This window comes from Brevibacillus sp. FW306-2-1A-C05A (assembly GCF_058781555.1).
The window spans coordinates 90,128-116,055 of record NZ_JBYSWV010000006.1; the positions used below are offsets into that span (position 1 = coordinate 90,128).

The 25,928-nt window shown below is 56.0% G+C and carries 21 protein-coding genes, 3 pseudogenes and 1 riboswitch; of the genes and pseudogenes, 12 read left to right on the forward strand and 12 right to left on the reverse strand.

From position 1 onward, the window contains the following. Positions 1-64: 64 nt before the first annotated feature. Positions 65-889 (forward strand): aldo/keto reductase, encoded by an 825-nt coding sequence (locus tag AC3WJN_RS07095; RefSeq protein WP_005828471.1) that lies wholly within the window; start codon positions 65-67, stop codon positions 887-889. A gap of 151 nt (positions 890-1,040) precedes the next feature. Here the strand turns inward: AC3WJN_RS07095 and AC3WJN_RS07100 are convergent. Then, positions 1,041-1,765, reverse strand: a pseudogene (locus AC3WJN_RS07100) (YheC/YheD family protein). Positions 1,766-1,988: 223 nt separating this feature from the next. Between AC3WJN_RS07100 and AC3WJN_RS07105 the strand changes: the two are divergent. Beyond that, positions 1,989-2,732 carry an IclR family transcriptional regulator gene (locus tag AC3WJN_RS07105; protein ID WP_005828478.1) on the forward strand — a complete coding sequence of 248 codons (744 nt, stop codon included), beginning with the start codon at positions 1,989-1,991 and terminating at the stop codon, positions 2,730-2,732. A gap of 45 nt (positions 2,733-2,777) precedes the next feature. Here AC3WJN_RS07105 and AC3WJN_RS07110 read toward each other — a convergent pair whose 3' ends face one another. Next, positions 2,778-3,905: a glycosyltransferase family protein gene (locus AC3WJN_RS07110; protein ID WP_005828480.1), complete on the reverse strand. Its 1,128-nt coding sequence runs from the start codon at positions 3,903-3,905 to the stop codon at positions 2,778-2,780. Between the two features lie 178 nt (positions 3,906-4,083). On the opposite strand from AC3WJN_RS07110, the gene AC3WJN_RS07115 reads away from it, so the two are divergent. Then, positions 4,084-4,716, forward strand: coding sequence for a TetR/AcrR family transcriptional regulator (locus tag AC3WJN_RS07115; protein ID WP_007783130.1), 633 nt, complete (start codon positions 4,084-4,086; stop codon positions 4,714-4,716). A 9-nt stretch (positions 4,717-4,725) separates the two neighbouring features. Beyond that, a complete protein-coding gene (locus AC3WJN_RS07120) occupies positions 4,726-5,199 on the forward strand; it encodes a DUF4188 domain-containing protein (RefSeq protein ID WP_005828484.1) in 474 nt (157 codons plus the stop codon). Positions 5,200-5,211: 12 nt separating this feature from the next. Here AC3WJN_RS07120 and AC3WJN_RS07125 read toward each other — a convergent pair whose 3' ends face one another. From AC3WJN_RS07125 to AC3WJN_RS07140, 4 genes and pseudogenes are all read right to left on the reverse strand, one after another. Continuing rightward, positions 5,212-6,813: an alkaline phosphatase family protein gene (locus AC3WJN_RS07125; RefSeq protein WP_005828486.1), complete on the reverse strand. Its 1,602-nt coding sequence runs from the start codon at positions 6,811-6,813 to the stop codon at positions 5,212-5,214. A 136-nt stretch (positions 6,814-6,949) separates the two neighbouring features. Then, positions 6,950-7,108 (reverse strand): annotated as a pseudogene (locus AC3WJN_RS07130) (alanine racemase C-terminal domain-containing protein); the annotation flags it as partial. Positions 7,109-7,117: 9 nt separating this feature from the next. After that, positions 7,118-7,204, reverse strand: a pseudogene (locus tag AC3WJN_RS07135) (alanine racemase C-terminal domain-containing protein); the annotation flags it as partial. 211 nt (positions 7,205-7,415) lie between these two features. Beyond that, positions 7,416-7,745 carry a DUF3892 domain-containing protein gene (locus tag AC3WJN_RS07140; protein WP_007783134.1) on the reverse strand — a complete coding sequence of 110 codons (330 nt, stop codon included), beginning with the start codon at positions 7,743-7,745 and terminating at the stop codon, positions 7,416-7,418. 154 nt (positions 7,746-7,899) lie between these two features. Here AC3WJN_RS07140 and AC3WJN_RS07145 point away from each other — a divergent pair, with 154 nt between their 5' ends. The 3 genes from AC3WJN_RS07145 to AC3WJN_RS07155 all read left to right on the forward strand — a co-directional run bounded on the left by AC3WJN_RS07145 (position 7,900) and on the right by AC3WJN_RS07155 (position 12,225). After that, on the forward strand, positions 7,900-8,547 hold the full coding sequence (locus AC3WJN_RS07145) for a TetR/AcrR family transcriptional regulator (protein ID WP_005828492.1): 648 nt from the start codon (positions 7,900-7,902) through the stop codon (positions 8,545-8,547). A gap of 43 nt (positions 8,548-8,590) precedes the next feature. Further along, on the forward strand, positions 8,591-10,321 hold the full coding sequence (locus tag AC3WJN_RS07150; protein ID WP_429781900.1) for an ABC transporter ATP-binding protein: 1,731 nt from the start codon (positions 8,591-8,593) through the stop codon (positions 10,319-10,321). A gap of 68 nt (positions 10,322-10,389) precedes the next feature. After that, positions 10,390-12,225, forward strand: a complete 1,836-nt coding sequence (locus AC3WJN_RS07155; RefSeq protein ID WP_492329234.1) for an ABC transporter ATP-binding protein — start codon at positions 10,390-10,392, stop codon at positions 12,223-12,225. A 454-nt stretch (positions 12,226-12,679) separates the two neighbouring features. On the opposite strand, the gene acnA is transcribed toward AC3WJN_RS07155, so the two are convergent. After that, on the reverse strand, positions 12,680-15,409 hold the full coding sequence (gene acnA / locus AC3WJN_RS07160) for an aconitate hydratase AcnA (protein ID WP_007783142.1): 2,730 nt from the start codon (positions 15,407-15,409) through the stop codon (positions 12,680-12,682). A gap of 490 nt (positions 15,410-15,899) precedes the next feature. Here acnA and AC3WJN_RS07165 point away from each other — a divergent pair, with 490 nt between their 5' ends. The 3 genes from AC3WJN_RS07165 to AC3WJN_RS07175 are packed head-to-tail and all read left to right on the forward strand — an operon-like array spanning position 15,900 to position 19,431. Further along, on the forward strand, positions 15,900-17,672 hold the full coding sequence (locus AC3WJN_RS07165; protein ID WP_327945071.1) for an ABC transporter ATP-binding protein: 1,773 nt from the start codon (positions 15,900-15,902) through the stop codon (positions 17,670-17,672). Beyond that, on the forward strand, positions 17,669-18,343 hold the full coding sequence (locus AC3WJN_RS07170; RefSeq protein WP_429775468.1) for a response regulator transcription factor: 675 nt from the start codon (positions 17,669-17,671) through the stop codon (positions 18,341-18,343). Before AC3WJN_RS07165 ends, AC3WJN_RS07170 begins: the two co-directional genes overlap by 4 nt. Further along, entirely contained in the window at positions 18,340-19,431 is a 1,092-nt protein-coding gene (locus AC3WJN_RS07175; protein ID WP_005828503.1) for a sensor histidine kinase, read from the forward strand. The genes AC3WJN_RS07170 and AC3WJN_RS07175 overlap by 4 nt, the downstream gene beginning before the upstream one ends. A gap of 301 nt (positions 19,432-19,732) precedes the next feature. Here the strand turns inward: AC3WJN_RS07175 and AC3WJN_RS07180 are convergent, their stop codons facing one another. The 5 genes from AC3WJN_RS07180 to AC3WJN_RS07200 form a co-directional block, all read right to left on the reverse strand. Then, complete coding sequence (locus tag AC3WJN_RS07180) at positions 19,733-20,758, reverse strand: ThiF family adenylyltransferase (protein WP_005828505.1); 1,026 nt, start codon at positions 20,756-20,758, stop codon at positions 19,733-19,735. A gap of 5 nt (positions 20,759-20,763) precedes the next feature. Beyond that, positions 20,764-21,471, reverse strand: coding sequence for a molybdenum cofactor biosynthesis protein (locus AC3WJN_RS07185; RefSeq protein WP_005828506.1), 708 nt, complete (start codon positions 21,469-21,471; stop codon positions 20,764-20,766). Positions 21,472-21,566: 95 nt separating this feature from the next. After that, a complete protein-coding gene (locus tag AC3WJN_RS07190) occupies positions 21,567-22,385 on the reverse strand; it encodes an SPL family radical SAM protein (protein WP_005828508.1) in 819 nt (272 codons plus the stop codon). Positions 22,386-22,397: 12 nt separating this feature from the next. Beyond that, a complete protein-coding gene (locus AC3WJN_RS07195; RefSeq protein ID WP_005828509.1) occupies positions 22,398-23,111 on the reverse strand; it encodes a 2OG-Fe(II) oxygenase in 714 nt (237 codons plus the stop codon). Next, positions 23,104-23,640: a methylated-DNA--[protein]-cysteine S-methyltransferase gene (locus AC3WJN_RS07200; RefSeq protein WP_026557875.1), complete on the reverse strand. Its 537-nt coding sequence runs from the start codon at positions 23,638-23,640 to the stop codon at positions 23,104-23,106. Before AC3WJN_RS07200 ends, AC3WJN_RS07195 begins: the two co-directional genes overlap by 8 nt. A gap of 278 nt (positions 23,641-23,918) precedes the next feature. Here AC3WJN_RS07200 and moaC point away from each other — a divergent pair, with 278 nt between their 5' ends. Together moaC and AC3WJN_RS07210 are read left to right on the forward strand one after the other, a co-directional pair. Continuing rightward, a complete protein-coding gene (moaC, locus tag AC3WJN_RS07205) occupies positions 23,919-24,401 on the forward strand; it encodes a cyclic pyranopterin monophosphate synthase MoaC (protein WP_005828514.1) in 483 nt (160 codons plus the stop codon). A gap of 3 nt (positions 24,402-24,404) precedes the next feature. Next, a complete protein-coding gene (locus tag AC3WJN_RS07210; RefSeq protein WP_005828516.1) occupies positions 24,405-25,700 on the forward strand; it encodes an MFS transporter in 1,296 nt (431 codons plus the stop codon). A 96-nt stretch (positions 25,701-25,796) separates the two neighbouring features. After that, a riboswitch (SAM riboswitch) is annotated at positions 25,797-25,911 on the forward strand. Positions 25,912-25,928 lie beyond the last annotated feature (17 nt).

Sequence of the window (25,928 nt, forward strand, 5' to 3'; positions counted from 1 at the left end):
GCTCAACCTGTGATATACTTTCTTAATGTAAGTACATAAACAGCGCGAGTCGGGAGGAGATCGGATGGCAACACAAATCACAGATCGTTCCGTTTTGAACAACGGAGTGGAAATGCCTTGGCTGGGTCTGGGCGTCTGGAAAGCAAAAGATGGCAATGAAACAGTGGCAGTCCGCTCGGCTATTGAGGCGGGCTACCGCAGTGTGGACACCGCTGCTGCCTATGGCAACGAGGAAGGCGTGGGCGAAGGAATCCGCCAGGCGGGAATCGACCGCGACCAGTTGTTCATCACGACAAAGGTGTGGAACGCCGACCAAGGCTACGAGTCGACGCTCAAAGCTTTCGACGCGAGCATGAAAAAGCTGGGGCTGGATACGCTCGACCTGTACCTGATCCACTGGCCGGTAAAAGACAAGTTTGTGGAGACGTGGAAAGCGCTGGAGAAGCTGTACCGCGATGGATACGTGCGAGCGATCGGCGTGAGCAATTTTCACATTCACCATCTGGAAGAACTGAAAAAGCACAGCGAGATCACGCCTGTCGTCAACCAGGTCGAGTACCATCCGCTGCTCACGCAAAAAGAGCTGCACGCGTATTGCAAAGAGCGCAGCATCCAGTTGGAGGCGTGGAGCCCGCTGATGCAGGGGAATCTCGATCATCCGCTGTTGGTGGAACTGGGACAAAAATACGGCAAGTCGCCTGCGCAAATCGTCATTCGCTGGGATTTGCAAAACGAGGTTGTCACCATTCCGAAATCCATTACGCCTGAGCGCATCGTGCAAAACGCACAAGTGTTTGACTTCGCGCTGAGTGCCGAAGACGTGGAAAAAATCAGTGCGCTGAACGAGAACAAGCGCTTTGGACCCGATCCGGACAACTTCGATTTTTAATAAACAAGGCCAAATAAACAGGGGGCTGTCCCGCATGTCTGACGCAGACGACGGGATGCGCCCCTTTCCCATTGCAGGCGGACCAGCCCCGAAAAAGAAAGCAGGGTATCCCCGCGAGGCAGCCTTGCCTGCCAGGGGGACACCCGCTTGTTCATCCGTGGCGGCGATAGGCCAGGATGGTGCGGTACATGCTTTTGTCGGCGAGCTTCTGGAACAAGGAAATGTCTGGCCGCAAGTTTGCTTCGATGATCCAGACGCGCCCGTTTGCATTGATGCCCATATCGAAGCCGAAGACGCGCTGGCGGGTGTAGTAGCGGGCCAGCCGTTTCGCTGCGAGCAGTGCGACCTGCTGCAAACGGGAGACGATCGCCGAGGACGAGGCCCCGCGAATGTTCGAGCGCCAAATCGCGGTGGAGAGCGGGAGCACTTTGCCACCGCTGCGCTTAATGTTGGTGATGATGTAGCCTTTGCCCGCCACTACCCAAGGCTGTCCGCTTTTTCGCTGCACCATGACTCTGACGTCAAACAGCGAGCTGTTGACGCGAGCAAGCGATATGCCCTGCTGCACGAGATAGCGCGTTTTGATTTTGCGGCCAAATGCTTGTACGCCGCTTTTTTGCCGTGCTTCGTCTTGCGCTTGGCCCCGCGCTGGCCCCGATAGCGGCCGCCGCCGAGCCCGGTCACGAGGATGACTCCCGCGCCTCCGCTGCCTGAGGCTGGCTTGGCGATCACTTTGCGGTAACGGTCGAGAAACTTGTACAGAGCGCGCCTGGAAAACTTGCGCGTCTTTGGCAGCGCGCCGGACAGAGCGGAGCTTGCCCGCAGCACGTAGTACTTGGTCAGTTTTGACTCGCTTTTATTGCCCAAAGAGGTCATTCCCCCAATCGTGATGTGAAACGCATGATTCTTTCCTAATGTATGTCCGGCTTGTTTCAGCGCTTGTGGGAATGTCCTTGCCGCAAAAAAATAGGTAGGATTTGGCTCGGCGGGGGAAGATTCGCTCTTTACTATGCTATTAATTTTTGTATACTGAAAAGTAGCATATTTGTTTCATCAGATGAAACGAACGGAACCAAGTAGGAAGCAGGTGTAAGAACAAATGGATGAACAAAAAGCAAACGTTCGTTCCGTCGAGCGTGCTTTGGATATCCTGCTCTGTTTTACGGACGCCACAGACCTTGGGCTAAGTGAGATATCGAGTCGGCTTTCCTTGCATAAAAGCACGGTGCATCGTTTGCTGGCGACGTTGGAAAACAAGGGCTTTCTCATCCGTGATGTCCAGACGGAAAAATATCGGTTAGGCTTTCGCATCTGGGAGCTTTCCGCCAACCTGACGCATAACGACGATCCCGCCACACTGCTTTTGCCCGAGATGGAGAGGCTGCGGGATTTGGTAGAGGAAACGATCAGCCTGTACGTGCGCGATGGAAACGAGCGAATACGCATTCAGGCTGTGCAGAGTCGGCAGCCGATTCGCAGGGTCGCGCCGATCGGGGCGCGCATGCCGCTGGCCGTCGGGGCGTCCAGCAAGGTGTTGGTCGCCTATGACGAGCCGCATGTGCTGGAACAAGTTCTGAACGATCCGGACTGGCCGGAATACGTCAATCGGGAGGCGTATGTCGAGCAGCTCGACCAGATCAAAAGACTTGGCTTTGCAACCAGCGTGGAGGAGCGCGAGCTGGGGACAGCGGCCGTAGCGGTGCCGATCTTCAACCGCAACGGACAACTGGTGGCGTCAATCGCTGCATCTGGCCCATCCAACCGGCTCACCCCGGAAAAAATGAGCGAGTACGCTCCCTACATCATGGAAGCAGCTTATCGCATGGGAAAAATGATGAAATAACCAAAAAGCCAACACGCTTGCTTGCGGGCGTGTTGGCTTTTTTTGCTATTTGCGCTGCCTGTACTCGCTTTGCAGCACGCGCCAAAACGGCTGGACGGCGTTGTCGGCGAGAAAGCGCTCCCCGCGCGCCCGGACGTACTGGCTCATGTCCTGGTAGTAGGCGGGATCGCGCAGCTTTTCGTAATGGAAGGCGATGTCGTGGGCATCCTGCACAAACAGCGGGTAATGTTCGCCCAGCAACGCGAGATTGCCGATCGTTTTGGTCGTCAGGACAGGGACGCCGAGCGCCATGCATTCGATGATCCGGGACAAGTACGAGTGAGACGGGTTCTGGTCCGGGGTATCGTCGTAGAGCAGCGCAATGCCGATGCCGCTTTGCACGATCATCTTTTGGGTCGTCCACATCGACTTTTGCCCGTGGTCGGCGACGCCAGACGTGCGCAGCAGAATCCGCGCCTTTTTTTGATAGCTGCCGACGATGGACGGATAGAGGACGCGCAGCTTCGCTTTCGGATATCTTTTGCGAATCAGGCGAATCGCTTTGGTGGCGACAGCAAGTCCATAGCGCGGTCGGATGACGCCTGCCCAGATCAGATGCAAAGGCTCGCCAGGCAGACGGGTGAGCGGCTCGCCGTCGTGGGGTTCGACGAACTGGGGCAGCACCTGGATTTTGCGCTGTAGCTCCTGCGCCGAGTATTTCGCTTTGCTGAGCTGGTAGCGGCGATATCTGTCGGCATTCGGCTCCGTCTGGAAAAAGACGACGCGGGAATGCTGGAAAATGTGATCCAGTCTGCCCATGATGTACGGGTCCCGCAAATTATACTGGACGGCCAAATAGAGCAGCTTTTTGCCGAGCGCAGGCTTTTTTTCCACCAGGTGAAAAGCCTCGTTGCGGCCACGGATAAACAAAAAGTCGTATTTGTGCTTTTGGTCGCGGGCGATGATGTCATTCACGAGATCGTCCGACTTGTGAAACCGGACGTGTTCAAACGTAAAGCCGCCCGTTCCGTTGCGGAACTGAAAAGGCAAGACGCAATCGAGCACGTACCGCTTGCGCTCGCTCGCGCCAAGCTTCGTCACGATACGGTCGACGGAACGCAGCAAAATAAAAAATTGCAGGACGTTTCCCTTTGGCTTGAATTCGATGAGATTACAGGAAAAGCAAATTCTCACGGGATTCTCTCCTTCGCAGGGCTCTTTACCTATGGTATGGCTTTTGGGGCCATTGGCTACTGGAAGAGGAGAAAACGCCGTTGTACAATTCATTTACTTAAATAAAAAACTTTACTCGAGTTAATATAAATGCTATTGTATTTCTTGGATGTAACTGGAAAACGAAAGAGAGGGAACTATGACGGAAACGATTTCGCTGCGAGAAAAGAAAAAAGCAAAAACGAAGCTCGCCTTACTGGAGGCAGCACTGGCCCTGATCGACGAAGGAACATTTCGCAGCGTGCTCGTCGACGATATTTGCGAGCGTGCAGAAGTATCCAAGGTGACGTTTTTCAAGTTTTTTCCGCAAAAAGAGGAGCTGCTCATCTATTTCATGAGCATCTGGCAGGCGCGCTGCTTCTGCGAGCTGTCAGCCAACGGGAAGCGGGGCTTTGCTGCTGTGCGCCACATCTTTTCCATGGTGGCGGAGGAAAGCGAGAAGTATCCGGGGATTATGCTCAGCCTGATTAGCTTTCTCGCCGAGCAAAAAATGCATCCGTGCGTCCCGACGCTGTCAGCGGCGGAGCTGGCCTTGCTGTTCCCCGATGTCAGCGACAGGGCGCCCTTCAGCGATGCGGACTTGCACCAGATTTTTGTGCGCTGTGTGCGGGAAGCGCGCGAAGACGGGGAACTCGCCGACGATGTCAGCGAGGAGGAGGCTGTCGTGCTGCTGTTCTCCATGTTTTACGGGGCGTATTTGACGGCGCATTTGTTCCGGTCGGACGATTTTATGGCTTGCTATGAGCTTCATCTCAAATCTTTGACAAGGTAGGAGAGCGCAATGGCGAAAATTGTGCCTGGACGGTACACGGCAAAAATGGAAGGGTCATACGTAGTGTTCATCATCGGCATGCGGATCAACCAACTGCTGGCGGTTCACAAATGGCTTCCGGTTGCGCGGGCGATGGGCGGAATGGTGGAGGAGCTGTATCAAAATCCCGAGCTTGGCTTTTTGGGCAGTCGCTCCAGCATGAGCCTGTGCACGATCACCCAGATTCAATATTGGCGTTCGTTTGAGCATTTGGAAAAATATGCGCGGCACGCCCCACTGCACCTGAAGGCGTGGAAAAAGTTCAATCAGGCAGTGGGCGCAGACGGCTCGGTCGGAATTTACCATGAGACGTACTTGGTAGAAGCGGGCCATTACGAATGTGTGTATGTCAATATGCCTGTTTTCGGCCTGGGAGAAGTGGGCGAGCTCGTTCCCGCCACAGGCAAACGCGAATCGGCCAGACAGCGGATCAACAAAGGCTAGAGCAGCATCCGCCTAGTCGGTTTCGTTGACCAGGCGCAGCAGCCATTCCTTGAGGTCGACGATGCGCAACGATTTCGGACGCGAATCGGTTCCGGTGACGAGCAGCGGGACGAGCGAGTCGGCTGCATGCAGCGAGCCGTGGGCAGCGCCGCCGATATGGGTCGGGGAGCTTTCCGTAATCAGCTCGTAGCCGGGCTGCACGGTGGCGATGACGTATCTTCCGGGGTGGGAGTTCATGGCTCCGTGCAGCCGGGCCAACGCATCGGGATACTTCCCGTACGTGAGCCGCTTTTTGCTCACGGTCATGTCCAATACGCTTGTGTCTCCGCTGATCGTCCACGTCTGCCCGTACTCGTCCTTGACGGGACCGCCCGGCTTGTACGTCATCTGCTTGCTGCTGCCTCCTGCCGTGACGACGATTGACTGTCCTTCTTTTCGCGCGATCACGTCCATCCGCGGTTCGCGCTGCAACTGTGCCGCGACGGCAGAGAGCGAAAGCTGCGGATCGAGCGCGTAGACGTACGCCATCCGCTCGTTGGCGGCGATCACGATCTGGTCGGTTGCTTGCGGCGGCCGGCTGATCGAGGAAATCCGGTACGAGGCGAGCAAGCTGCGCAAATCAATCGTCGCCGCTTGCCGATCATCCTGCACCGCGCTTTGGGCACTGTCTCCCATGACGATCCAGCGCACCTCCTCGACGGCCTTGTCCCACGAGCCAAAGGCGTCGAGCACGGTTTGCAGCGCCTTGTCGGCATTTTCAATCCCTTCCAGCGTCAGCGGGCCTTTGCGGTGGACCTCCATGTCATTTTCCGGCAAGTACGTGATCGTGAGCGGCGGCAGCCTGTCATGCGCGATCAAAAAAGCAGTTTCCTGGGCGGAAAACTCGTCGTTCATGCCGTATTTGCGCCAGATGCGCGTATGGCGCTTCTGGTTCGGATCGAGCTGGGCAAAGGCGGCGTAAGACAGCAGCTTCGGCCCGGTTACGTTCAGCTCTTCCGGCAGTTGCGCGGCAATCTCGATCAGATGCGGGATTTTTAAGGCATGTTCGGTCTTGCCCCGCCACACAATCGCATTGATGGAAGCCGAATCTTTGCCTTGGTCGGCCAGCACATCGTGGATCGTGTTTGTCTGCGGATTCAACTGACTCTGGTTCAACTGCCAAATCGCGTCCAGCAGCACCTGCGGCTGGTCAATCTTCATCGCTTCCTTTGGGCCGTAACCGTAGTAAACCATCCGCTTTTCTTGTTCGTTGTACCAGGACAGACCCGGCACGTGATGCTGATCGGCGTAGGTCCCGGTCAGCAACGTGCTGTCGATCGTCACGGACATCGTCGGAAACGAGCTGACGACATGGGGGAAGTAGTGCCCTTTTTCCCGCAAAAAGGCCAAGGCAGGAGCGCGCCCCTGGCGAATCGCCTCCTGCAGCGGCTTGTCCATCAACGAATCAATGAGGATGAGCACAACGGGTTTTGGCCCTTGCGTTTGTTCTTGTTCGGAAGACAGCGGAGCGGGGATCTTCTCCTGGATTTGCAATCTTTCGCCAGCCTTGCAGCCAATGAGTGGCAAGCTGAGCACAAGCAACCAAAGGATGGCGGATGTCCATCTCGACTTCATGCTTCCATTCCTTTCCATGAGTATCGTGGTTTTATTTTTTGCCGTCGCCGCTAAATTATTCCACATACAGCCGCATAAAAAATCTCCCCCTCGCGAGCCGGCAGACGCTGTGCATGAGGGGGAGATTTTAATGCGGTTATCCTTCCGGCAGCAAATGGCTCACCTCCACGACCTCGCCTTTCTCCAAAAACAGGCGCGGAATGCGGTTGCTCAAAGTAGCGACGACTTCATAGTTGATCGTCCCGAGCATTTCCGCCACTTCATCGACCGTAATCTCCGCGTTCCCCTGCTTGCCTTACAGCTTCGGAATATGGCGGCGAATCGCGCGGATGTTTCTTTTGACGGCATCGAGATTGACCTCGATCCACGTTTCGCGAAACGGTTTTTTCATTACGGGTACCTTTCCAAAACAAGATGGAAAGCCTTGTTTTCCCTTTGGAAAAGAATGTCATGCATACTTTTTTCTCATAAGTATTCGTCTTCCGGGCTACTTAGGCGTGGCCGATTCCAAAGCACCAATAAAAAAAGCAGGCCGCTTAGCCAACAGCCTGCACCTGCAACGCCAAGCGGCGCTCACCAGCCTGAGCGCTTTTTTCCTGTGGTCAAAAAATGGGCAACTGGTCCAGATTGTTTTCTTTGATGCCGTCCGGCTCGCTGCGCAAAATATCCCGTCCGTATTTGTGAAACACGTCTACGTGCGCAAGTTGTCCCGCTTTTGCTTCCTGCAAGGCGGTGACGTAGTCCAGCTCACGTCCGTTGCTTGTTTTGAATGCGATCAAGTCTCCGTCATCGTTTTTGCGCACGGCGACGATCCGCTCTTTGTCTGAATCAGGCGATAGGACTCTTTTCGCTCCTGCGCTTTCCTGCAACGCTTGCTGCTCGCCTGCCGCTTTGTAGTCGGCGTAAATTTGCTCAAAGCTTTTCTCGCTCATCACGGAATCCCTCCTTATGCATAAGGTGGCTCAAGGCGGGAGAGAACATGCATTCGTTTTAAACCAAGGCCCGACATTCGCCTCTTGACACTTGCTGGCAGGAGGATTATATTTTGACTGACACGAAAGTCAATGAAAAAGGAGGGAGCAGCTCGTGCCTCGCTCAAAGGAGCAGAATGAAGAAATTCGCGCCCAGCGCAAAGAAGCGATCATGCAGGGCGCTCTTGCTGTTTACGTGGAAAAAGGATACGCAGCCGCAGATATCAAGGATGTGGCGGAGCGTGCCGGCGTGGCCAGGGGATTGGTGTATTACTACTACAAAGACAAGCGCTCGTTGTTTCGCGATTTGTTTGTGCATATGTTCCAGCTCTCCAACAAGCACACCCGCCATCATTTTTCCCAGGAGGGGACGGCCACAGAGCTGTGCCGGCAATTCGCGCACGTCATGTTCCACAATTTGTTTGAAAGCTCCGTGCACGTCATGTTCTTTTTCCGCATGCGCCACGACCTGCGCGAGCTGTTCACAGGGGACGAGTTGAAGACGCTGTTGTGGCGCGACAACAATTTGCAGGTACTGGTGGAGACGTTGCGCCGCGGAATGGAGACAGGCGATATTCGCCGGATGGAGCCGGAGCTGCTCGCAGAACAATATTGGGGAGCCATGATGCACGCCATGGGTTTTTTGCAGCGGAAAAAGAGAAGCTTGCTCGCAGAAGGACACGACATGGAGCAGGTCAAGCAGTTGCTCTCGCCGGACATCGAAGCGGCGACGGAATCGTGCGTCGCGATGGTGCGGGCGTGAGGGCATCCGCCGCCGCAGCCTATCAAGCAAGAGGAGGATTTGTTTGCTGAAATTATTGCGTTTTTTGCGGCCATACCGTTATATGGTCGCCATGACGATGTTTTTTATGTTGCTGCAATCGCTGGCGAATTTATATTTGCCAAACCTGATGTCCCATATCGTCAACGAAGGGATCGTCAAGGAAGACACGGCCTATATCTGGAGAACCGGAGGCTGGATGCTGCTAGTATCCGCCGTCGCGGCTGCTTTGTCCGTCGCGGCGAGCTATTTGGCTTCCCGCTCTGCTTCCGGCTTTGGCATGCGGCTGCGCAGCAGCGTGTTTAGCCACGTCGAACGTTTTTCGTTGCAGGAGTTCGACAAGCACGGGACGGCCTCGCTGATTACCCGGACGACCAATGACATTACGCAAGTCCAGCAAGTGCTGAACATGATGCTGCGGATGCTGGTGATGGCACCAATGATGTGTTTTGGCGGAATCATCATGGCGCTGTCGAAGGACGCGGAGCTGTCTCTCGTCATCATCGTGGCGATTCCGATTTTGGCATTGGCGATTTTTTTGATCGGTTCAAAAGGGATTCCGTACTTCAAAGCAATGCAGGGCAAAATCGACAGGCTGAATCTCGTGCTGCGCGAGTCGTTGACCGGAATCCGCGTCGTGCGGGCGTTCAACCGGACGGAGCACGAGCGGGAGCGGTTCGACCGTGCCAATGAAGATTTGACGGCGACGGCGATCAAAGCCAACCAGATCATGGCGGGGATGATGCCTGTCATGATGCTGATGATGAACGTCACGTCGATTGCCATCATCTGGTTCGGCGGCTTGCGGATCAGCGCCGGGCACATGCAGGTAGGCGACCTGATGGCGTTTTTGCAGTATGCGATGCAAATTTTGTTTTCGCTGATGATGGCGTCGATGATGTTTAGCATGGTGCCGAGAGCTTCGGCTTCGGCGGTGCGCATTCACGAGGTGCTCGCGACAGAGCCGATCATTGTCGACAGGGAAAAGCCAGACCCATCTGGCGCGGGAAAAGGCGGGCAAGTCGCTTTCGAGCAGGTGACGTTCCGCTATCCTGGCGCAGAGAAGCCTGCACTGTCTGAGCTTTCTTTTACCGCCAGGCCCGGCCAGGTGACGGCGATCATCGGGGGAACAGGCGCAGGAAAAACAACGCTGGTCAGCCTGATCCCGCGCTTCTATGACGTCGAGAGCGGCAGCGTCCGCGTCGGTGGCGTCGATGTGCGCGAGTGGTCGCAAAGCGAGCTGCGCTCCCGCATTGGCTTTATCCCGCAAAAAGCGCTGCTGTTTACGGGGACGATCGCGGACAACATCCGCTACGGAAAAGAGGAGGCGACAGACGAGGAAGTCCGCCATGCCGTAAGCGTGGCGCAGGCAGCCGAGTTTATCGCGAGCATGCCGGACGGGCTGGATACCGTCCTCGCCCAAGGCGGGCAGAACCTGTCAGGCGGGCAAAAGCAGCGCCTCTCCATCGCCCGTGCGCTCGTCCGCAAGCCGGAGGTGTACATTTTTGACGACAGCTTTTCCGCCCTCGACTTCAAGACAGATGCGAAGCTGCGGGCTGCCTTGAAGCAGGAGACAGGGGATGCGACGGTCATCATCGTCGCGCAGCGGGTCAATACCGTGATAGACGCCGACCAGATTATCGTGCTGGAGGAAGGCAAAGTGGCGGGAATCGGTACACACCGCGAGTTGCTCGCCACCTGTAGCGTGTACCAGGAGATCGTCAAATCCCAGCTAACGGAGGAGGAAATCGCATGAGTGATGGACAACCACGTCCTCTCCAGGGACGACCGGGAGCCGGACCAGGGCCGGGAGGGCAGCGTCCGATGGGCTTTGGCGGGCCGGGGATGCTGACGATGCCCGGGCAAAAGGCCAAAGATTTCAAAGGCACGCTGCGCCGCCTGCTCGGCTATTTGAAGCCGCACCGCTTCCGGCTGTTCATCGTCTTTTTGACGGCAGCGGCAAGCACCGTCTTCGCCATTCTCAGTCCAAAGCTTTTAGGGGATGCGACGACGACGATTTTTGCCGGGTTCATGGGCAAGCTGAAGGGAGTGCCGGGCGCAACGTTTGACTTTGCCGCTATTTGGCAAATCATTTTGACTTTGATCGGGCTGTATTTGTTTTCCGCGCTGTTTGCCTATATCCAGCAGTATTTGATGGCGAAAGTCGCGCAAAAGACCGTCTATGCGCTGCGCAAGGAAGTCAACGAAAAGCTGGCGAGACTGCCGCTGAAATACTTCGACGAGCGCACGCACGGCGAAATCATGAGCCGGGTCGTCAATGACGTCGATACGATCAGCGGCACGCTGCAGCAAAGCTTGACGCAGATGATTACCTCGATCATTACACTTTTGGGTGTCATTGTGATGATGCTTTCGATCAGTCCGCTGATGACGGTCATTTTGCTTTTGACCTTGCCGCTCAGCGCAGTGGCAATCAAACAGGTGGCTTCTCGTTCCATGCCGCACTTCAAAGGACAGCAGCAGGCGCTCGGCGAGCTGAACGGACACGTCGAAGAGATGTACACGGGCCACAAGCTCGTCAAGGCATTCGGCCGGGAAAAGAGCGCGATCGAAAAGTTCGACGCGATCAACGAAAAGCTGTACCAGTCTGGCTGGAAGGCGCAGTTTATCGCCGGAATCATGATGCCGCTGATGATGCTCGTCGGCAATATCGGCTTTGTGCTCGTCTGTGTGGTGGGGGGCGTGCTCGTTACGCGCGGCAGCATCGCCATCGGGGACGTGCAGGCGTTCATCCAGTACGCCCAGCAGTTTTCCCAGCCGATCACGCAGACGGCGAACATTGCCAACATCATCCAGTCTACGCTCGTCTCGGCGGAGCGCATTTTTGAAGTGCTCGATGCGCCGGAGGAAGAAACCGATGCCGTTTCCGCTGCTGGCCCGGCCCGCATGCAAGGGCATGTGAGGTTTGAACACGTCTCGTTCGGCTACAAGGAAAACGAGCCGCTCATCACCGACATGAACATCGACGTGAAGCCGGGCATGACGGTCGCCATCGTCGGTCCGACTGGCGCTGGCAAGACGACCTTGGTCAATCTGCTGATGCGCTTTTACGAGATCGGCGGCGGCCGGATTACGGTAGACGGCCGCGATATTCGCGACCTGCCGCGCGGCGAGCTGCGCAGCCAGTTCGGAATGGTGCTGCAGGATACGTGGCTGTTCAACGGCACGATCAAGGAAAACATCGCCTACGGCAGAGCAGGGGCGACTGAAGCGGAAATCGTGCAGGCGGCGAAGGCAGCGCACGCGGACCATTTTGTGCGGACGTTGCCGGAAGGGTATGAGACGGTGCTGAATGAAGAGGCTTCGAACATTTCCCAGGGGCAAAAGCAGTTGCTGACGATCGCGCGCGCGTTCCTCGCCGATCCGGCGATTTTGATTCTCGATGAGGCGACGAGCAGCGTCGACACCCGGACAGAGCTGTTGATTCAACAAGCGATGGCGGGGCTGATGAAGGGGCGCACGAGCTTTGTCATTGCGCATCGCCTCTCGACGATTCGCGACGCCGACCTGATTCTCGTCATGAACAACGGAACGGTGATCGAGCAGGGCACGCACGAGGAGCTGCTGGCGCAGGACGGCTTCTACGCGGATTTGTACAACAGCCAGTTTGCGCAAGGCAGTGAGACGCAGGTTAGCTAGCGAGGGTAAAAATGTACGGGCGGCCCAAGGAAAGCAAGAAGCCGGAGAGGGGGCGTCCGGACGGTTAGCGTCGCGTACGCAGAAATAGCGAAGCGAAGGAAACGCTCTCTCGTACATGGTTTTGCCATCTACGCTAACCCCACGGAAAATACGCTACTCTGTGGTGGGTGTCTTTTTGCAATAATGCCATGGAAAAGCGCCACGGGCTTGTTTGTTCTGTGGTGCTTTTCTTTTTCCGATAACGCCACGGGCACGTAGTCTGTGATGCTTTTTCTTTTCATGATAGCGCCACGGACATGTAGTTCTGTGGTGCTTTTTCTTTTCCCGACAGCACCACGGACATTCAATGTGCGCACAGGGGACGGCATGCAAAAAAGAGCAGACTGCCGAGACGCTCTCGGAGTCTGCCCTTTGTGGGTGGGTGCTGTTACGAACTTATTTTGTGTCGCGCAGTTTACGCGTTTACTGGTTGGCCTTCATCCAGCAGTTGGCGAAGAACGGTTTGCAGAATACCACCGTTGCGGTAGTAGTCTACGTCTACCATGGAGTCGAGACGAACGATGACGTCGAACTCGAACTTGCTGCCGTCTTGGCGAGTTGCTTCTACTTTTACGCGTTGGCCTGGTTGAACATCATTGGAGAGACCCACAATGTTGAAGGACTCAGTTCCGTCGATACCCAGCGACTTCCAGCTTTGGCCGTCAGCGAATTGCAGAGGCAGCACGCCCATACCAACGAGGTTGGCACGGTGGATACGCTCGAAGCTTTCTGCGATAACCGCTTTGATGCCGAGCAGGAAAGTACCTTTTGCTGCCCAGTCGCGGGAAGAACCAGTACCGTACTCTTTACCAGCCAGGACAACGAGTGGAGTGCCGTCTGCTTGATACTTCATGGAAGCATCGTAAATGGACATGATTTCGCCGGTTGGCAAGTATTTGGTTACGCCGCCCTCTGTGCCAGGAGCCACTTGGTTGCGGATGCGGATGTTGGCAAATGTACCGCGCATCATAACGTCATGGCTACCACGGCGAGCACCGTAAGAGTTGAAGTCTTTGCGCTCTACGCCGTTTGCTTGCAGATACAGACCTGCAGGGCTTGTAGGCGAGATGTTACCCGCTGGGGAGATATGGTCGGTTGTGACGGAGTCACCGAACAGCGCAATTGCTTTTGCCGCTTTGATGTCAGCGATCTCTGCGATTTCACCAGCAAGGTCTTTAAAGAATGGCGGTTCTTGGATGTAGGTGGATTTTTCATCCCACTCGTACAGGTCGCCAGTTGGAACGTCGATTTTGTTCCAGGCTTCGTTTTGCGTGAACACTTGACCGTACTCGGCGCGGAACAGGTCTGGGTTCATGGCTTTGTTCATTGCTTCCGAGATTTCTTGCGGAGTTGGCCAGATGTCTTTCAGGTAGACAGGCTCTCCGTCTTTGCCCGTACCGATTGGCTCGGTAGTCAGGTCAATATCGACAGTACCAGCCAGTGCGTAGGCGATAACCAATGGAGGAGAAGCGAGGTAGTTCGCTTTTACCTGTGCATGGATACGGCCTTCGAAGTTGCGGTTACCGGACAGTACGGCTGCTACAGTCAGGTCTTCATCTGCGATTGCCTTGCTGGTTTCCTCTGGCAATGGACCGGAGTTACCGATGCAAGTGGTGCAACCGTAGCCGACTACGTTGAATCCGATCGCATTCAGGGAATCAATCAGACCAGCGTCAGTCAGGTATTGCGTAACGACGCGGGAACCTGGAGCCAGGGAGCTTTTCACGAATGGAGGCTTTTTCAAACCTTTTTCCACTGCTTTTTTCGCCAGGATACCTGCACCCAGCATTACGCTAGGATTTGATGTATTGGTACAGGAAGTAATCGCTGCGATGACGACAGAGCCTGTTTTCAGTGTAGCGGTTTCCCCGTTTGCATAAGTAACAGGTGCGCTTGCTGCGATTTTCTCTTCGGACAGGCCAAAGCCGCCTTTGTCGATCGGTGTGCGCAGGCTGTTGTTGAAGGATTCCTTCATGGCAGTCAGTTCTACGCGGTCTTGCGGACGTTTTGGACCAGCCAGGCTCGGTACGACTGTGGACAGATCCAGTTCCAATGTTTCGGAGAAGATTGGGTCTGGAGTGTCGTCGGTACGGAACAGACCTTGTGCTTTGGTGTAAGCTTCTACCAGAGCGATCAAGTCTTCGCTGCGGCCAGTTTGGCGCAGGTAGTTGAGTGTTTCAGCGTCTACCGGGAAGAAGCCCATTGTAGCACCGTACTCAGGAGCCATGTTCGCTACAGTAGCGCGGTCAGCCAGCGAGATGTTGGACAGGCCAGGGCCGTAGAACTCCACGAATTTCCCTACTACGCCTTTTTTGCGCAGCATTTGGGTAACAGTCAGCGCGAGGTCGGTTGCAGTTGCGCCGGCATTCAGGGTACCAGTCAGTTTGAAACCAACAACTTCTGGTGTTACGAAATACAGCGGTTGGCCGAGCATTCCTGCTTCTGCCTCGATACCGCCAACACCCCAGCCGAGAACGCCAAGACCGTTAATCATGGTAGTGTGGGAGTCAGTACCTACGAGAGAGTCAGGGAAAGCAACGAGTTCGCCGTCTACTTCGCGAGTAGCGATCACAGTTGCCAGGTACTCCAGGTTTACTTGGTGAACGATACCAGTTGCCGGAGGAACCGCACGGAAGTTGTCAAACGCTGTTTGCGCCCAGCGCAGGAAGCGGTAGCGCTCTTGGTTGCGTTCGAATTCGAGCTTCATGTTGTTTTCCAGAGCAGCAGGGTTGCCGAAGTCGTCAACCATTACGGAGTGGTCGATTACGAGGTCAACCGGTACGAGCGGGTTGATTCGCTTTGGATCTCCACCAGCGCGCTTCATGGCGATACGCATCGCTGCCAGGTCAACTACAGCCGGTACGCCGGTGAAGTCTTGCAGAACGATACGAGCTGGCATGAGCGGTACTTCTTGGTTTTCGTCGCGGCCTTTTGTCCAGGTCGCCAGTTGTTGTACGTGTTCTTTGGTGATCGCACGGCCATCGAACTGACGTACAGCAGCCTCGAGCAGAACTTTAATCGAGAACGGCAGCTTGGAAACGTCGCCGAGTCCTTGTTCTTCCAATCCTTGCAGGCGATAGTACGCGAAAGACTTGTCGCCTACTTGCAGGGAAGATTTCACATTGTAAGCATCTTGTTTAGCCAATTTATACAACCTCCCTATTGTAACTTGGGGTTTCGTCTGGTGAAACGTAGTTTCGTTTCTCTCATTACGAACTTATTATACTCGATTTGTTTCCCGGCTTCTACCCCAAATTCATCATTTATATACAAAAATCATGGGAGAAAAAACAGACGCGCTTGTTTCGCGTTGTATTTAATGAAGGAAAAATATCCAGACTTCATGTATTATCCCGTTTATATTTCGTTTACATTCATCCGTTATTGTTTCTCTTGCGGGCAAAAAGGGCGCAGGGGACGCCGACGTCAACCTCTGCGGCCGTTTGCAGAAAGGAGAGGCTGCCTGTGACACCTTTTACCTCCCATCCGCTCTTCAGGAGCAGCTTGGAATCACCCCTGGGAGATGCGCTTCGCCAAAGCACCGGAAAGCGAAGGAGGCAAGCGCAACGAAGGGAAGCGTCAGACGTAAACAATAAGAAATACGCACACATAAAAATGGGCAAGGAGTTAAGCAAATGAGAGAACAAACCAACGACAATCGTACCAAACTGGGAAACTGGCGCCCGTTTTTTCAATTAATCATGCAGACGAAGCCGTCCAAGCTGAAAATCGGTGTCGCGCTGTTCATGAGTGTGGCGACGACACTGGTCAGCCTGGTCATTCCGCTGTTTACCAAAGACCTGGTGGACAGCTTTACGCTCTCGTCCATCAGCCGAGGCCAAATCGTGCTGTTAATGGTCGCCTTCATCGCGCAGGCCATCGCCAGCGGGCTGTCCATCTATTTGCTCAACCACGTCGGCCAGAGCATCGTCGCGGCTCTGCGCGACCGACTGTGGAAAAAGCTGCTCGTCCTGCCCGTCTCCTATTACGACAACCACCGGACAGGGGAGACGATCAGCCGGATGACGAATGACACAGGAGTCGTCAAAGGACTTATCAGCGAGCACCTCGCCAGCTTTTTCACCGGAATCATCGCGATTATTGGCTCCGTGGCCACGCTTTTGTACCTGGACTGGCAAATGACGCTGACCATGCTGATCGCCGTTCCGCTGTCTGTGGCGATTCTCGTGCCGCTGGGCAGACAGATGTACAAAATTTCCAAAGGGCTGCAGGACGAGACGGCGAGCTTCACGACGATCATGAATCAAGTGTTGTCAGAGGTGCGGCTTGTCAAGGCGTCGAATGCCGAGCCACATGAGTACGAGGCAGGGAAAAAGGGAATTGCCAACCTGTTTCGCTTCGGCCTGAAGGAAGGCCAGGTACAGGCGATGATCGCGCCGTTGATTTCGTTTGTGCTGATGGTTTTGCTCGTCGTCATTATGGGCTACGGCGGAATGCGCGTCGCTTCGGGAGCGCTCTCCGCCGGCGAACTGGTCGCGTTTATTTTGTACCTGGTACAAATCATCATGCCGATGGGGCAGTTCACGCAATTTTTCACCCAGTTGCAAAAGGCGATGGGCGCGACGGAGCGAATCATTGCTACACTGGAGGAGCCGGAAGAGGATCACCAGAGCGGACGGACCGTGGAAAATGCCGCCTTGCCGATTGTAGTGGAGAACGTGAGCTTTTCCTATGAAAACGGGGAAAACATTCTCGATAACGTCAGCTTCACGATTCCGGCCGGGAAGGTGAGTGCGATTGTCGGGCCGAGCGGCAGCGGCAAGACGACCTTGTTTTCCTTGGTCGAGCGCTTTTACAAGCCGGATAGCGGCGTAATCAGGCTGGGCAGCGATCCGATCGACGCGTTTTCCCTGGCGTCCTGGCGCAGCAAAATCGGCTACGTCTCGCAAGAAAGCCCGCTGATCGCCGGCACGATCCGGGAAAACATCTGCTACGGCATCTCCCGCGAGGTGACGGAAGCAGAGCTGAAACAGGCCGCCGCCATGGCCTACGCGGACCAGTTCATCGACGAGCTGCCGGACGGCTACGAGACGCAAGTAGGCGAGCGGGGCGTCAAACTCTCCGGCGGACAGCGCCAGCGCATCGGCATCGCCCGCGCCCTGCTGCGCGATCCGCAAATTTTGATGCTCGACGAGGCGACGTCCAGCCTCGACAGCAAATCGGAAATCATCGTGCAAAAAGCGCTGCAAAATCTGATGAAGGGACGCACCACGCTCGTGATCGCGCATCGGCTGTCGACGGTGGTGGACGCGGACCAGATCATCTTTTTGGAAAAAGGAAAAATTACGGGCATGGGGACGCACGAGCAACTGTTTGATTCGCACGACATGTACCGGGAGCTGGCCAGCCAGCAATTGCTGATGAAAGAAAGGATGCTGACGACATGACCAGAATCATGGTAGTGGACGACGACCCGCACATTCGCGAACTGGTGCGCATCTTTTTGCGCAACGACGGGTTCGAGATCGTGGAGGCGGAAAACGGCGTCGAGGCGCTGGAAAAAATGGAGTCGCCCGGCGCGGACCTGATCGTGCTCGACATCATGATGCCGCAGATGGACGGCTGGGAGCTGTGCCGGCAGTTGCGCGAGCACTACGACATTCCGCTGCTCATGCTGACGGCAAAAGGCGAGACGGCGCAAAAAATCAAAGGCTTCGAGCTGGGGACGGACGACTACCTCGTCAAGCCGTTTGAGCCGGCGGAGCTTTTGGTGCGGGTAAAAGCGTTGCTCAAACGATACAAGATCGCCGCGTCGCACAAGGTGCAGGCAGGGCTGTTGCAGCTCGACCGCAAAACGTTTGAAATCGTGCAGGACAGCCGCTCGTGGACGATTCCGTTAAAAGAATTCGAGCTGTTGTTCAAGCTCGCGAGCTATCCAGGGCAAACGATTCCGCGCGAGCAGTTGATCGAGCAAATCTGGGGCTACGACTTTGAAGGCAACGAGCGGACGGTAGACGTGCATATCAATCGGTTGCGGGAACGTTTTCCGGAAGGGGAGTACGGCTTTCGGATTCGCACCGTGCGCGGCCTTGGCTATCGGCTGGAGGCAGACAAATGAGCAGAGAGCCAAGTGAAAAGCCAAGGCACAAATCCGGGCGAACGATGCCTTTGCACAAACACATCGGGCTGAAGCTGCTTGCGACTGTTGGAATCTTTGCCTTGCTGATGCTCTGCGGGGCAGTAGCTTACTGGAGCACGGGCCTCTTTTACCGCTATACAGGGCTTGCCCCGAGCGACTTTGTGCAAGCGGTGGTCCACGCAGTCGTCAGCTTTTGCTTTTTTATCCTCGCAGGGTTCACGATTTCCCACTTCATCCGCCCCCGGCATGTCGAGCTGTTTCAACTGCTGATCGACGCCTTGAGACGAATTGCCAAAGGAGACTTCAACGTCAATCTCGACGTCAAAATGGAGCGCCAATGGGGGCAGTTGGTGGAGGGCATCAACCATATGGCCGAGCAATTGCAGGCGATGGAGCAGATGCGCCAGGAGTTCATTTCCAACGTTTCCCACGAAATCCAGTCGCCGCTGACCTCGATCAGCGGATTTGCCCGCGCGCTGCAAAACGAGAGCCTGAGCCTGGCGGAGCGTCGGCATTACCTGGAGATCATCGAAACGGAGAGCAAGCGTTTGTCCAAAATTAGCGACAACCTGCTCAAGCTCACGTCGCTGGAGGGCAAGCACCATCCGGTCGAGCGCAAGCGCTATCGGCTGGACCAGCAGTTGCGCAGCATCATTTTGGCCTGTGAGCCGCTCTGGCTGGAAAAGGAGATCGAGCTGGAGATTGAGCTGGAAAAGGCGGAAATCGTCGCGGACGAAGACATGATGAGCCAGGTGTGGAACAACCTGCTCAGCAACAGCATCAAGTTCACCGAGCCTGGCGGCAAAATCAGCGTCAAGCTGCAATCGCTTCCCGGAGGCGCACAGGTGCAAATTTCCGATACGGGCATCGGGATCGCCAAAGAAAATTTGGAACGGATTTTCGAACGCTTTTTCAAGGAAGACAAGTCGCGCAACCGCGCCAAGGGCGGCAGCGGTTTGGGGCTGTCGATCGTGAAAAAAATTCTCGATCTGCACCAGGCGACGATCTCCGTGCAAAGCGAGCAGGGGCGCGGGACGACGTTTACGGTGACGTGGCAGGGGGAGTAGGGTCCTGTCCTCAAAGTGAGCAGAGCGCATTTAAAAGGCTGGGGACCTTTCTTGGCAAGCGATCTGGGATGAGACTTGCACGGCCGGGTGAGCAAGCGGCCGATTTTGGCTAGGCACTTCCTGCAAGGCGAACCGGGAGGCGATTGGATCATGAGCGGGTAGAGGAATTCATATAGCACCCCGCCACCGATGCAAACAGCGATCACCCTCTGCCTCTATATAATGAAACAAGACCTTGAGGACCGACACCTCTCAAGGTCTTGTTCGCATAGGCAAGAAGTCAGTTTTCGCCGTTTTCCGTTTACGCCCCAATGTACTTCGCATGCAGCGAACGGGCCACGCTGATCTCATCCGTTCCCTGGACGAGCACGCGTCCGTCCGGGAAGGCGACGAGCGTGTACGAGTCGACGTGGAAGCGGAGCAAAAATTTGTTTTGCTCAATTTTCCCGAGCGGAGCAAGCCGCTTGGCGAGGGCGTCGAGGTCGAGGGAGGCAGAAGCTCCGGGCGAGATTTGCACCGTATCCCGTCCGCAGAGCGAAACCGCTTGTCCATCCTGCGTCTCCGGCTGCAAAAATGCATACTCGTGCTTGCCGCACGTCGGGCAGTCGCTGCGGCGAGCATTGGCCACCTTGATTTGCGTGTGGCGATTTTGCCAGATTTCAAAATGCTCCAGGTTCAAATTGAGCGCATCCGTGGCTCCGACCAGCAGCTTGAACGCTTCGGTCGCCTGGTAGGAGGCGACGATGTGGATGATCGGACCGATGACCCCGGCGGTATCGCAAGTCGGCATTTCCCCCGGATTCGGAGCTTCCGGGAACAGACAGCGTAAACACGGCGTAATGCCGGGGCGGATGGTCGTAAACGTGCCCGTCGCGCTCACCGCACCGCCGTACACCCAAGGAATCCCGTGCTTCACGCAAACGTCGTTGACCAGATAGCGCACTTGAAAATTGTCTGTCGCATCGAGCACGAGATCGACGTCACGCAAAAGCTCCTCGGCGTTGTAAGCAGACAGGTCGGCGACGATCGGCTCAATCGTGACTTCCGAGTTGATTTTCGTCAGCTTGGCATGGGCCGCCATCGCTTTTGGCAAATGCTCGGCGGCGTCTGACTCGTCGTAGAGCATTTGTCGCTGCAGGTTGCTCGGTTCGACGAAATCGCGGTCAATGAGGCGCACAAAGCCGACTCCGGCGCGGACCATATGATTGGACAGCACCGTTCCGAGCGCGCCCATCCCGACGATGGCGACGCGGCTTTGCAACAGTTTTTCCTGGCCGCTGCGCCCGATCGGGTGAAACAGGAGCTGGCGGGAATAACGTGTATCCAAAGCGGTTACTCCTCCTTTCCTTCCGACATCGCCAGCGGATTCCACGGGCCTTGCTGATGGCCCTTCCATTCGCTGCCGTCCTCCCACATTTCTTTTTTCCAGATAGGGACGATTTGCTTCAGTCTTTCGATGGCGTAGCGCCCGGCTTCAAAAGACTCGTTGCGGTGCGGCGTTGCCACCGCGACGACGACGGCGATTTCTTCCACGGCCAAATCGCCGATGCGGTGGTGCATGGCGACTTGTGCTCCGGGCCAGCGTTCCTCGATCTCGGCTGCGACCTGCTTCATTTTTTCCACAGCCATTGGCTCGTACGCTTCATAGGACAGGTAGACCGTGCGCTGACCGTGCGTAAATTCGCGTACCGTTCCGACAAACGTCAAGATGGCGCCCGCGTGCGGGTTGCTCACCAGCCGCACGAGCTGGTCGGCAGACAGCGGCTCGCGGGTAATGGCAAAGCGCGGCACTTCCTCTCCGCCGCTGACAGGCGGCAAGAGCGCGATTTCGTCATCCGGGCTGATGACGCGATCAAAAGCAGCGTACTCGTGATTCATGGAAACAAAACAGCTACCGAGCAACGGCGCAAGCGCCGGATACTGCTCTCCGACTGCTTGCAGCAGGTCGCGCACGGTTGCCTGTTCTGGCAAAGTCAGTTCGATTTCGCGGACGTTGGCCCGCTCGGCCAGTCCGGCAAACAACAAGATGGTGATCGTCAAAGCAATTCCTCACTTCCGATTGGGATGACAGTTGTCTATGGGTTGACGATATCACAATCCGGCACGGATGCCAATGCGCGAAGGGGCTTGGGGACTTACGGAGCGAAGCCTTTTTGGCTTACGTACAGCTCGTCTTCCGCAAACACGCGCCGCAGCCGATCGTACACGAGTCGATAGGCGTCCGGCTCCGCCCATGCTTCCAGCCCCAACTCGGCAAAAAGCGAGGGAACCCCGTTTTTCTTCGTACGCTTGCCGCCGCTGCCGTCGCCCATGTAAAAATCGTCAATGCAAACCCGTCCGACCAGCGGCCGCAGCAGGTCGGGAAAAGCTTCGCTGCTCGGCAAGACGGGTGCGATCGTCGCCTGTGTCGGGACGCCAGCCGCAGCCAATTCCCGAAGCGCCCGCAGCCGTGCGGCAATCGGAGGCGCTTGCGGCGAGAAATGTTTGCGGATTTCCTCCAGGTCCGTTTCCACCGTCATGCTGACGCGTACTCGCTCGCCCAGGCGGAGCAGCAGGTCCAGATCGCGCGTGACGAGCGGGCTGCGGGTCTGGACGAGCAAAAAGTCGGGCGGATGCTCCACCATCACTTCGAGTAGCGAACGCGTTACCTGCTCCCGATATTCAACGGGCTGGTAAGGGTCAGTGCTCGACGACATGAAAATGGAGACGGGCCCCTTCGCTTTTGCCCGCTGTAGCTCTTTGGCGAGCAGCGCGGCGGCTCCCGTCTTGATATCGACCCACGTCCCCCATTCGTGCCCGCGAAACAGCGAGACGGGCATCTGCCGCACATAGCAGTAAGAGCAGGCGAAGGAGCAGCCCGTGTACGGATTGAGCGAGTGCGTGTAATCGGTCAAAAATCCGGTTCCTTTATTGAGCAGCGTTTTTGGTTGCTTGTAAAAGAAAGTGCTGTTCACTTTTGTCCCTTCTTATTTTGCGTCGTGAAAAATGATCCCAAGACTGTACCGCGTTCCCTGGGTGATCGTGCTGACGCCGTGGCGCAGCGTCGTTTTATAATAGCCGCGCGCTCCGGCTACAGGGCGATAGGCAGTCGGAAAAATCAAGCCTGCCCCCTGTTCCAAGGTTATCACATGTCCTCTGCTTTGCGCTCGCGGCCGTTGTTCGATCAGCAAAAATTGTCCGCCGCAAAAGTCGCTTTCCTGTTGGCTCAGGACGAAGACGACCTGAAAAGGAAAAAACACGTCGCCGTACATGTCCTGGTGCAGACAGTTGTAGCTGCCGGCCTCGTATTTCAGGAGCAAAGGCGTCGGGCGGGCCTGCCCGTGCTCGTGGCAACGGGCGAGAAAGGCGGACAGCGACGGAGGGTAGGCAGGCTGCTGTCCGAGCAGTGTGTTCCAGCGATTCGCCGTTTTGGCCAGCTCGGGATAAAAGCCCTCGCGCAACTGCTCCACTATGGGCGGCAGGGGAGCTTGATAATAACGGTACTCTCCGCTGCCGAAGCGGTATCGCGCCATGTTGATCGTCGCTCGGAAAAAGCGGTCTTCGCGATAGGTGGCGATCAGCTCCTGGCATTCTTCCGGTTGCAAGACAGGAGGGAGGACGGCAAAGCCTTGCTCGTCCAGACTGTGTTGCAACTGCTCCCAGGGGAGTAGGGCGATGCGTTTTGTCAGCGGCTCAGCCATGCTGCATCCCCCTTGCAAGACTTCCTTTTTCGAGCGCGATCAGCGCTGTTTTCATGTCCAGGCCGCCGCGATAGCCGGTGAGGCTGCCGTCTTTGCTGACGACCCGATGGCAAGGGACGGTCAAAAGCAGCGGATTGGCTCCGATCGCGGCTCCTACGGCCCTGACGGCGGCAGGCTTTTTGATGTGAACGGCAATCTCGGAGTAAGTCGTCGTCTGCCCGTATGGAATGCGGCACAAAGCGTCCCAGACAGATAGCTGAAACGGCGTGCCCTCCAGATCGAGCGCAAGCGAGAATTGCTGCCGCGCCCCTTGCAAATATTCGCTGATTTCCGCCACATAGGGGGCGAGCTGCTCGTGATCCTGGACCAAAACATGGCCGGGTCTGCGACGAGCGAACCAATTGCTCAGCTCTGCGAACGGGCCGTTTTGGGAGCCGACGAAGCATAGCCCTTTGGCTGTGGCCGCGAGATGCAGGCTCCACTCTTGCAAAATGACTTTTGACCAGTAAACATGTTGTTTTTCCTTCATTGTGACAAACGCCTCCAGACCTTATCGTTTCCAGCACGCCTGCTGGTTGTTGTACGCACAGTATAGCTTCACCGCGGCGTTTTTGTACGAATTTGCGAGTAGAACAGCAAGATAATGAAGGAGAAGACGCATGCTACAAGTAGCTGGAGCAGTTGGCAGCGATGTTTCCATTGCTTTTCGCAAGCCGCGGGAGTAAGGTAGGAGTAGACAGATGACCGATTTCAGCCAGGCTTTTCGGCTGTTTAACGGGATCGCATAGATGGAGGACGGATAGTTGCATGAACGATCAACTGACGCATTTTAATGAACAAAACCGTGCGCGGATGGTAGATGTCTCGGAAAAAGACATCACAAAACGGGAGGCTGTGGCAGAGAGCAAAATCGTCATGAAGCCGGAAACGCTCGCCCGCATTCGCGAAGGACGGGTAGAGAAAGGGGATGTGCTGGCAGTCGCACAGGTAGCGGGCGTCATGGCAGCGAAAAAGACGTGGGAAATCATCCCGATGTGCCATCCGCTTCCTTTGACCGGGATCGACATTCGCTTCGCTTTTGAAAACGAGACGACGCTTGCCCTGGAAGCATGTGTGCGGACGACGGGAAAAACGGGCGTGGAAATGGAAGCTTTGACGGCTGTCAGTGTCGCAGCTCTTACGGTGTACGATATGTGCAAGGCGATGGACAAAGGCATGGTAATCGGTCCGACTTGCTTGGTGAGCAAAACAGGCGGGAAAAGCGGCGATTTTCGTCGGGGAGAGAACTAAACCATGAAACAGAAATGGCAATCCTATCCGAGCAGCATTCGTCTTCTGGCGATTGCTGCGATCATTTTTTCTACCGGAATGGCTTGTATTTGGCCGCTTGTCACCATCTATATCCACGATTATTTAGGGAAGCCGCTGACCGTAGCGGGCTTTTTGCTGTTATTGAACCAGGGGGCTTTTTTGATCGGCAGCATCGCAGGTGGCATGCTGTTCGACCGTTGGGGGAAAATGCGCACGATCGTTTTTGCCTCAATCGGCGTCATTCTGATTTCCGTCGGGCTTGGCGTCACGCATGACTTTACGCTGTACACGATCTTGTTGTTGCTGAACGGGCTGTTTTACGGCACGCTCTCTCCGGTGATGAATGCACTCGCTGTCGTGCTGTGGCCGGAAGGCGGGCGCAAAGGGATCAACATGATCTACGTCGCGCTCAACGCCGGGGTGGCGGCTGGCTCTGCCCTCGGCGGCTTGCTGGCGAGCATTTCGTTTGCCTGGACGTTTTTTGGCAACGCGATCTCGCAAGTCATCGTGCTCGTCATGTTCGTGCTCATTTTGCCTCGGCAGCTCAAGGCAGTTGCAGAGCGGGGCTATCGGGCGGAGCAAGCCAATACCGCAGGCACTCCCGCCGCTGCTGTCCAAAGCGCTGCCAAGCCGAAGCCAGTTGAGGCGCTTTCGCCGCTACAGCAACTGCCGACGAAAAAAGTGGCGTGGGGCGCCCTACTGCTCTTGTGCAGCGGGCTGTTAATCAGTTGGATTGTCTACGTCCAGTGGACGACGGTGTTGTCGACCTACATGCAATCGTTGGGCATTTCCTTGCGTCAGTACAGCTTGCTCTGGACGATCAACGGCGGCCTGATTTTGTTCGGCCAGCCGCTGATCGCCTGGGTCATTGGCCGCTTCGCCCGCACGCTGCGAGCGCAGATGCTGCTCGGCTCCTACGTGTTCGTGCTGTCGATGCTGATTTTGTCGCAGACGACCTCCTACGCCGGCTTTGTCGCCGGGATGTTCATCATGACGCTTGGAGAAATGCTCGTCTGGCCGGCCGTGCCTGCCGTGGCAGCAGAGTTTACGCCACAGGGGCGAGAAGGCTTCATCCAAGGGCTGATCTCCGGCACAGGCTCTGCGGGACGCATGCTCGGCCCATTGCTCGGAGCGGTCATTTTCCAGCATTTTCAGGCACAAGGACTTTTGTACATCATGGCGGGGCTGGCGCTAATGTCTGTCGCGTTTTTCGCCCTGCACAGCTCGTTTCAAGGTCGCACCCGAAAAGTGCCAGCCGCGACCGTAGAAAAGATGTAGCCAGGAAAAATTCGCGGGCCTCGCGAAGCGTCTTGACACGTTCGGAGCCCGCAATGTAGTATGAAGAAGATTAAAAACAGTATATTCCGTGTGATTTACTTATGAAGAGAGGCGGAGGGACTGGCCCTATGAAGCCCGGCAGCGGATCTGCGCGCTTGCGCGTTGCAGATGCTGTGCCAATTCCAGCAGGATAATTCCTGACAGATAAGGACGTGACCAAGCTGATCT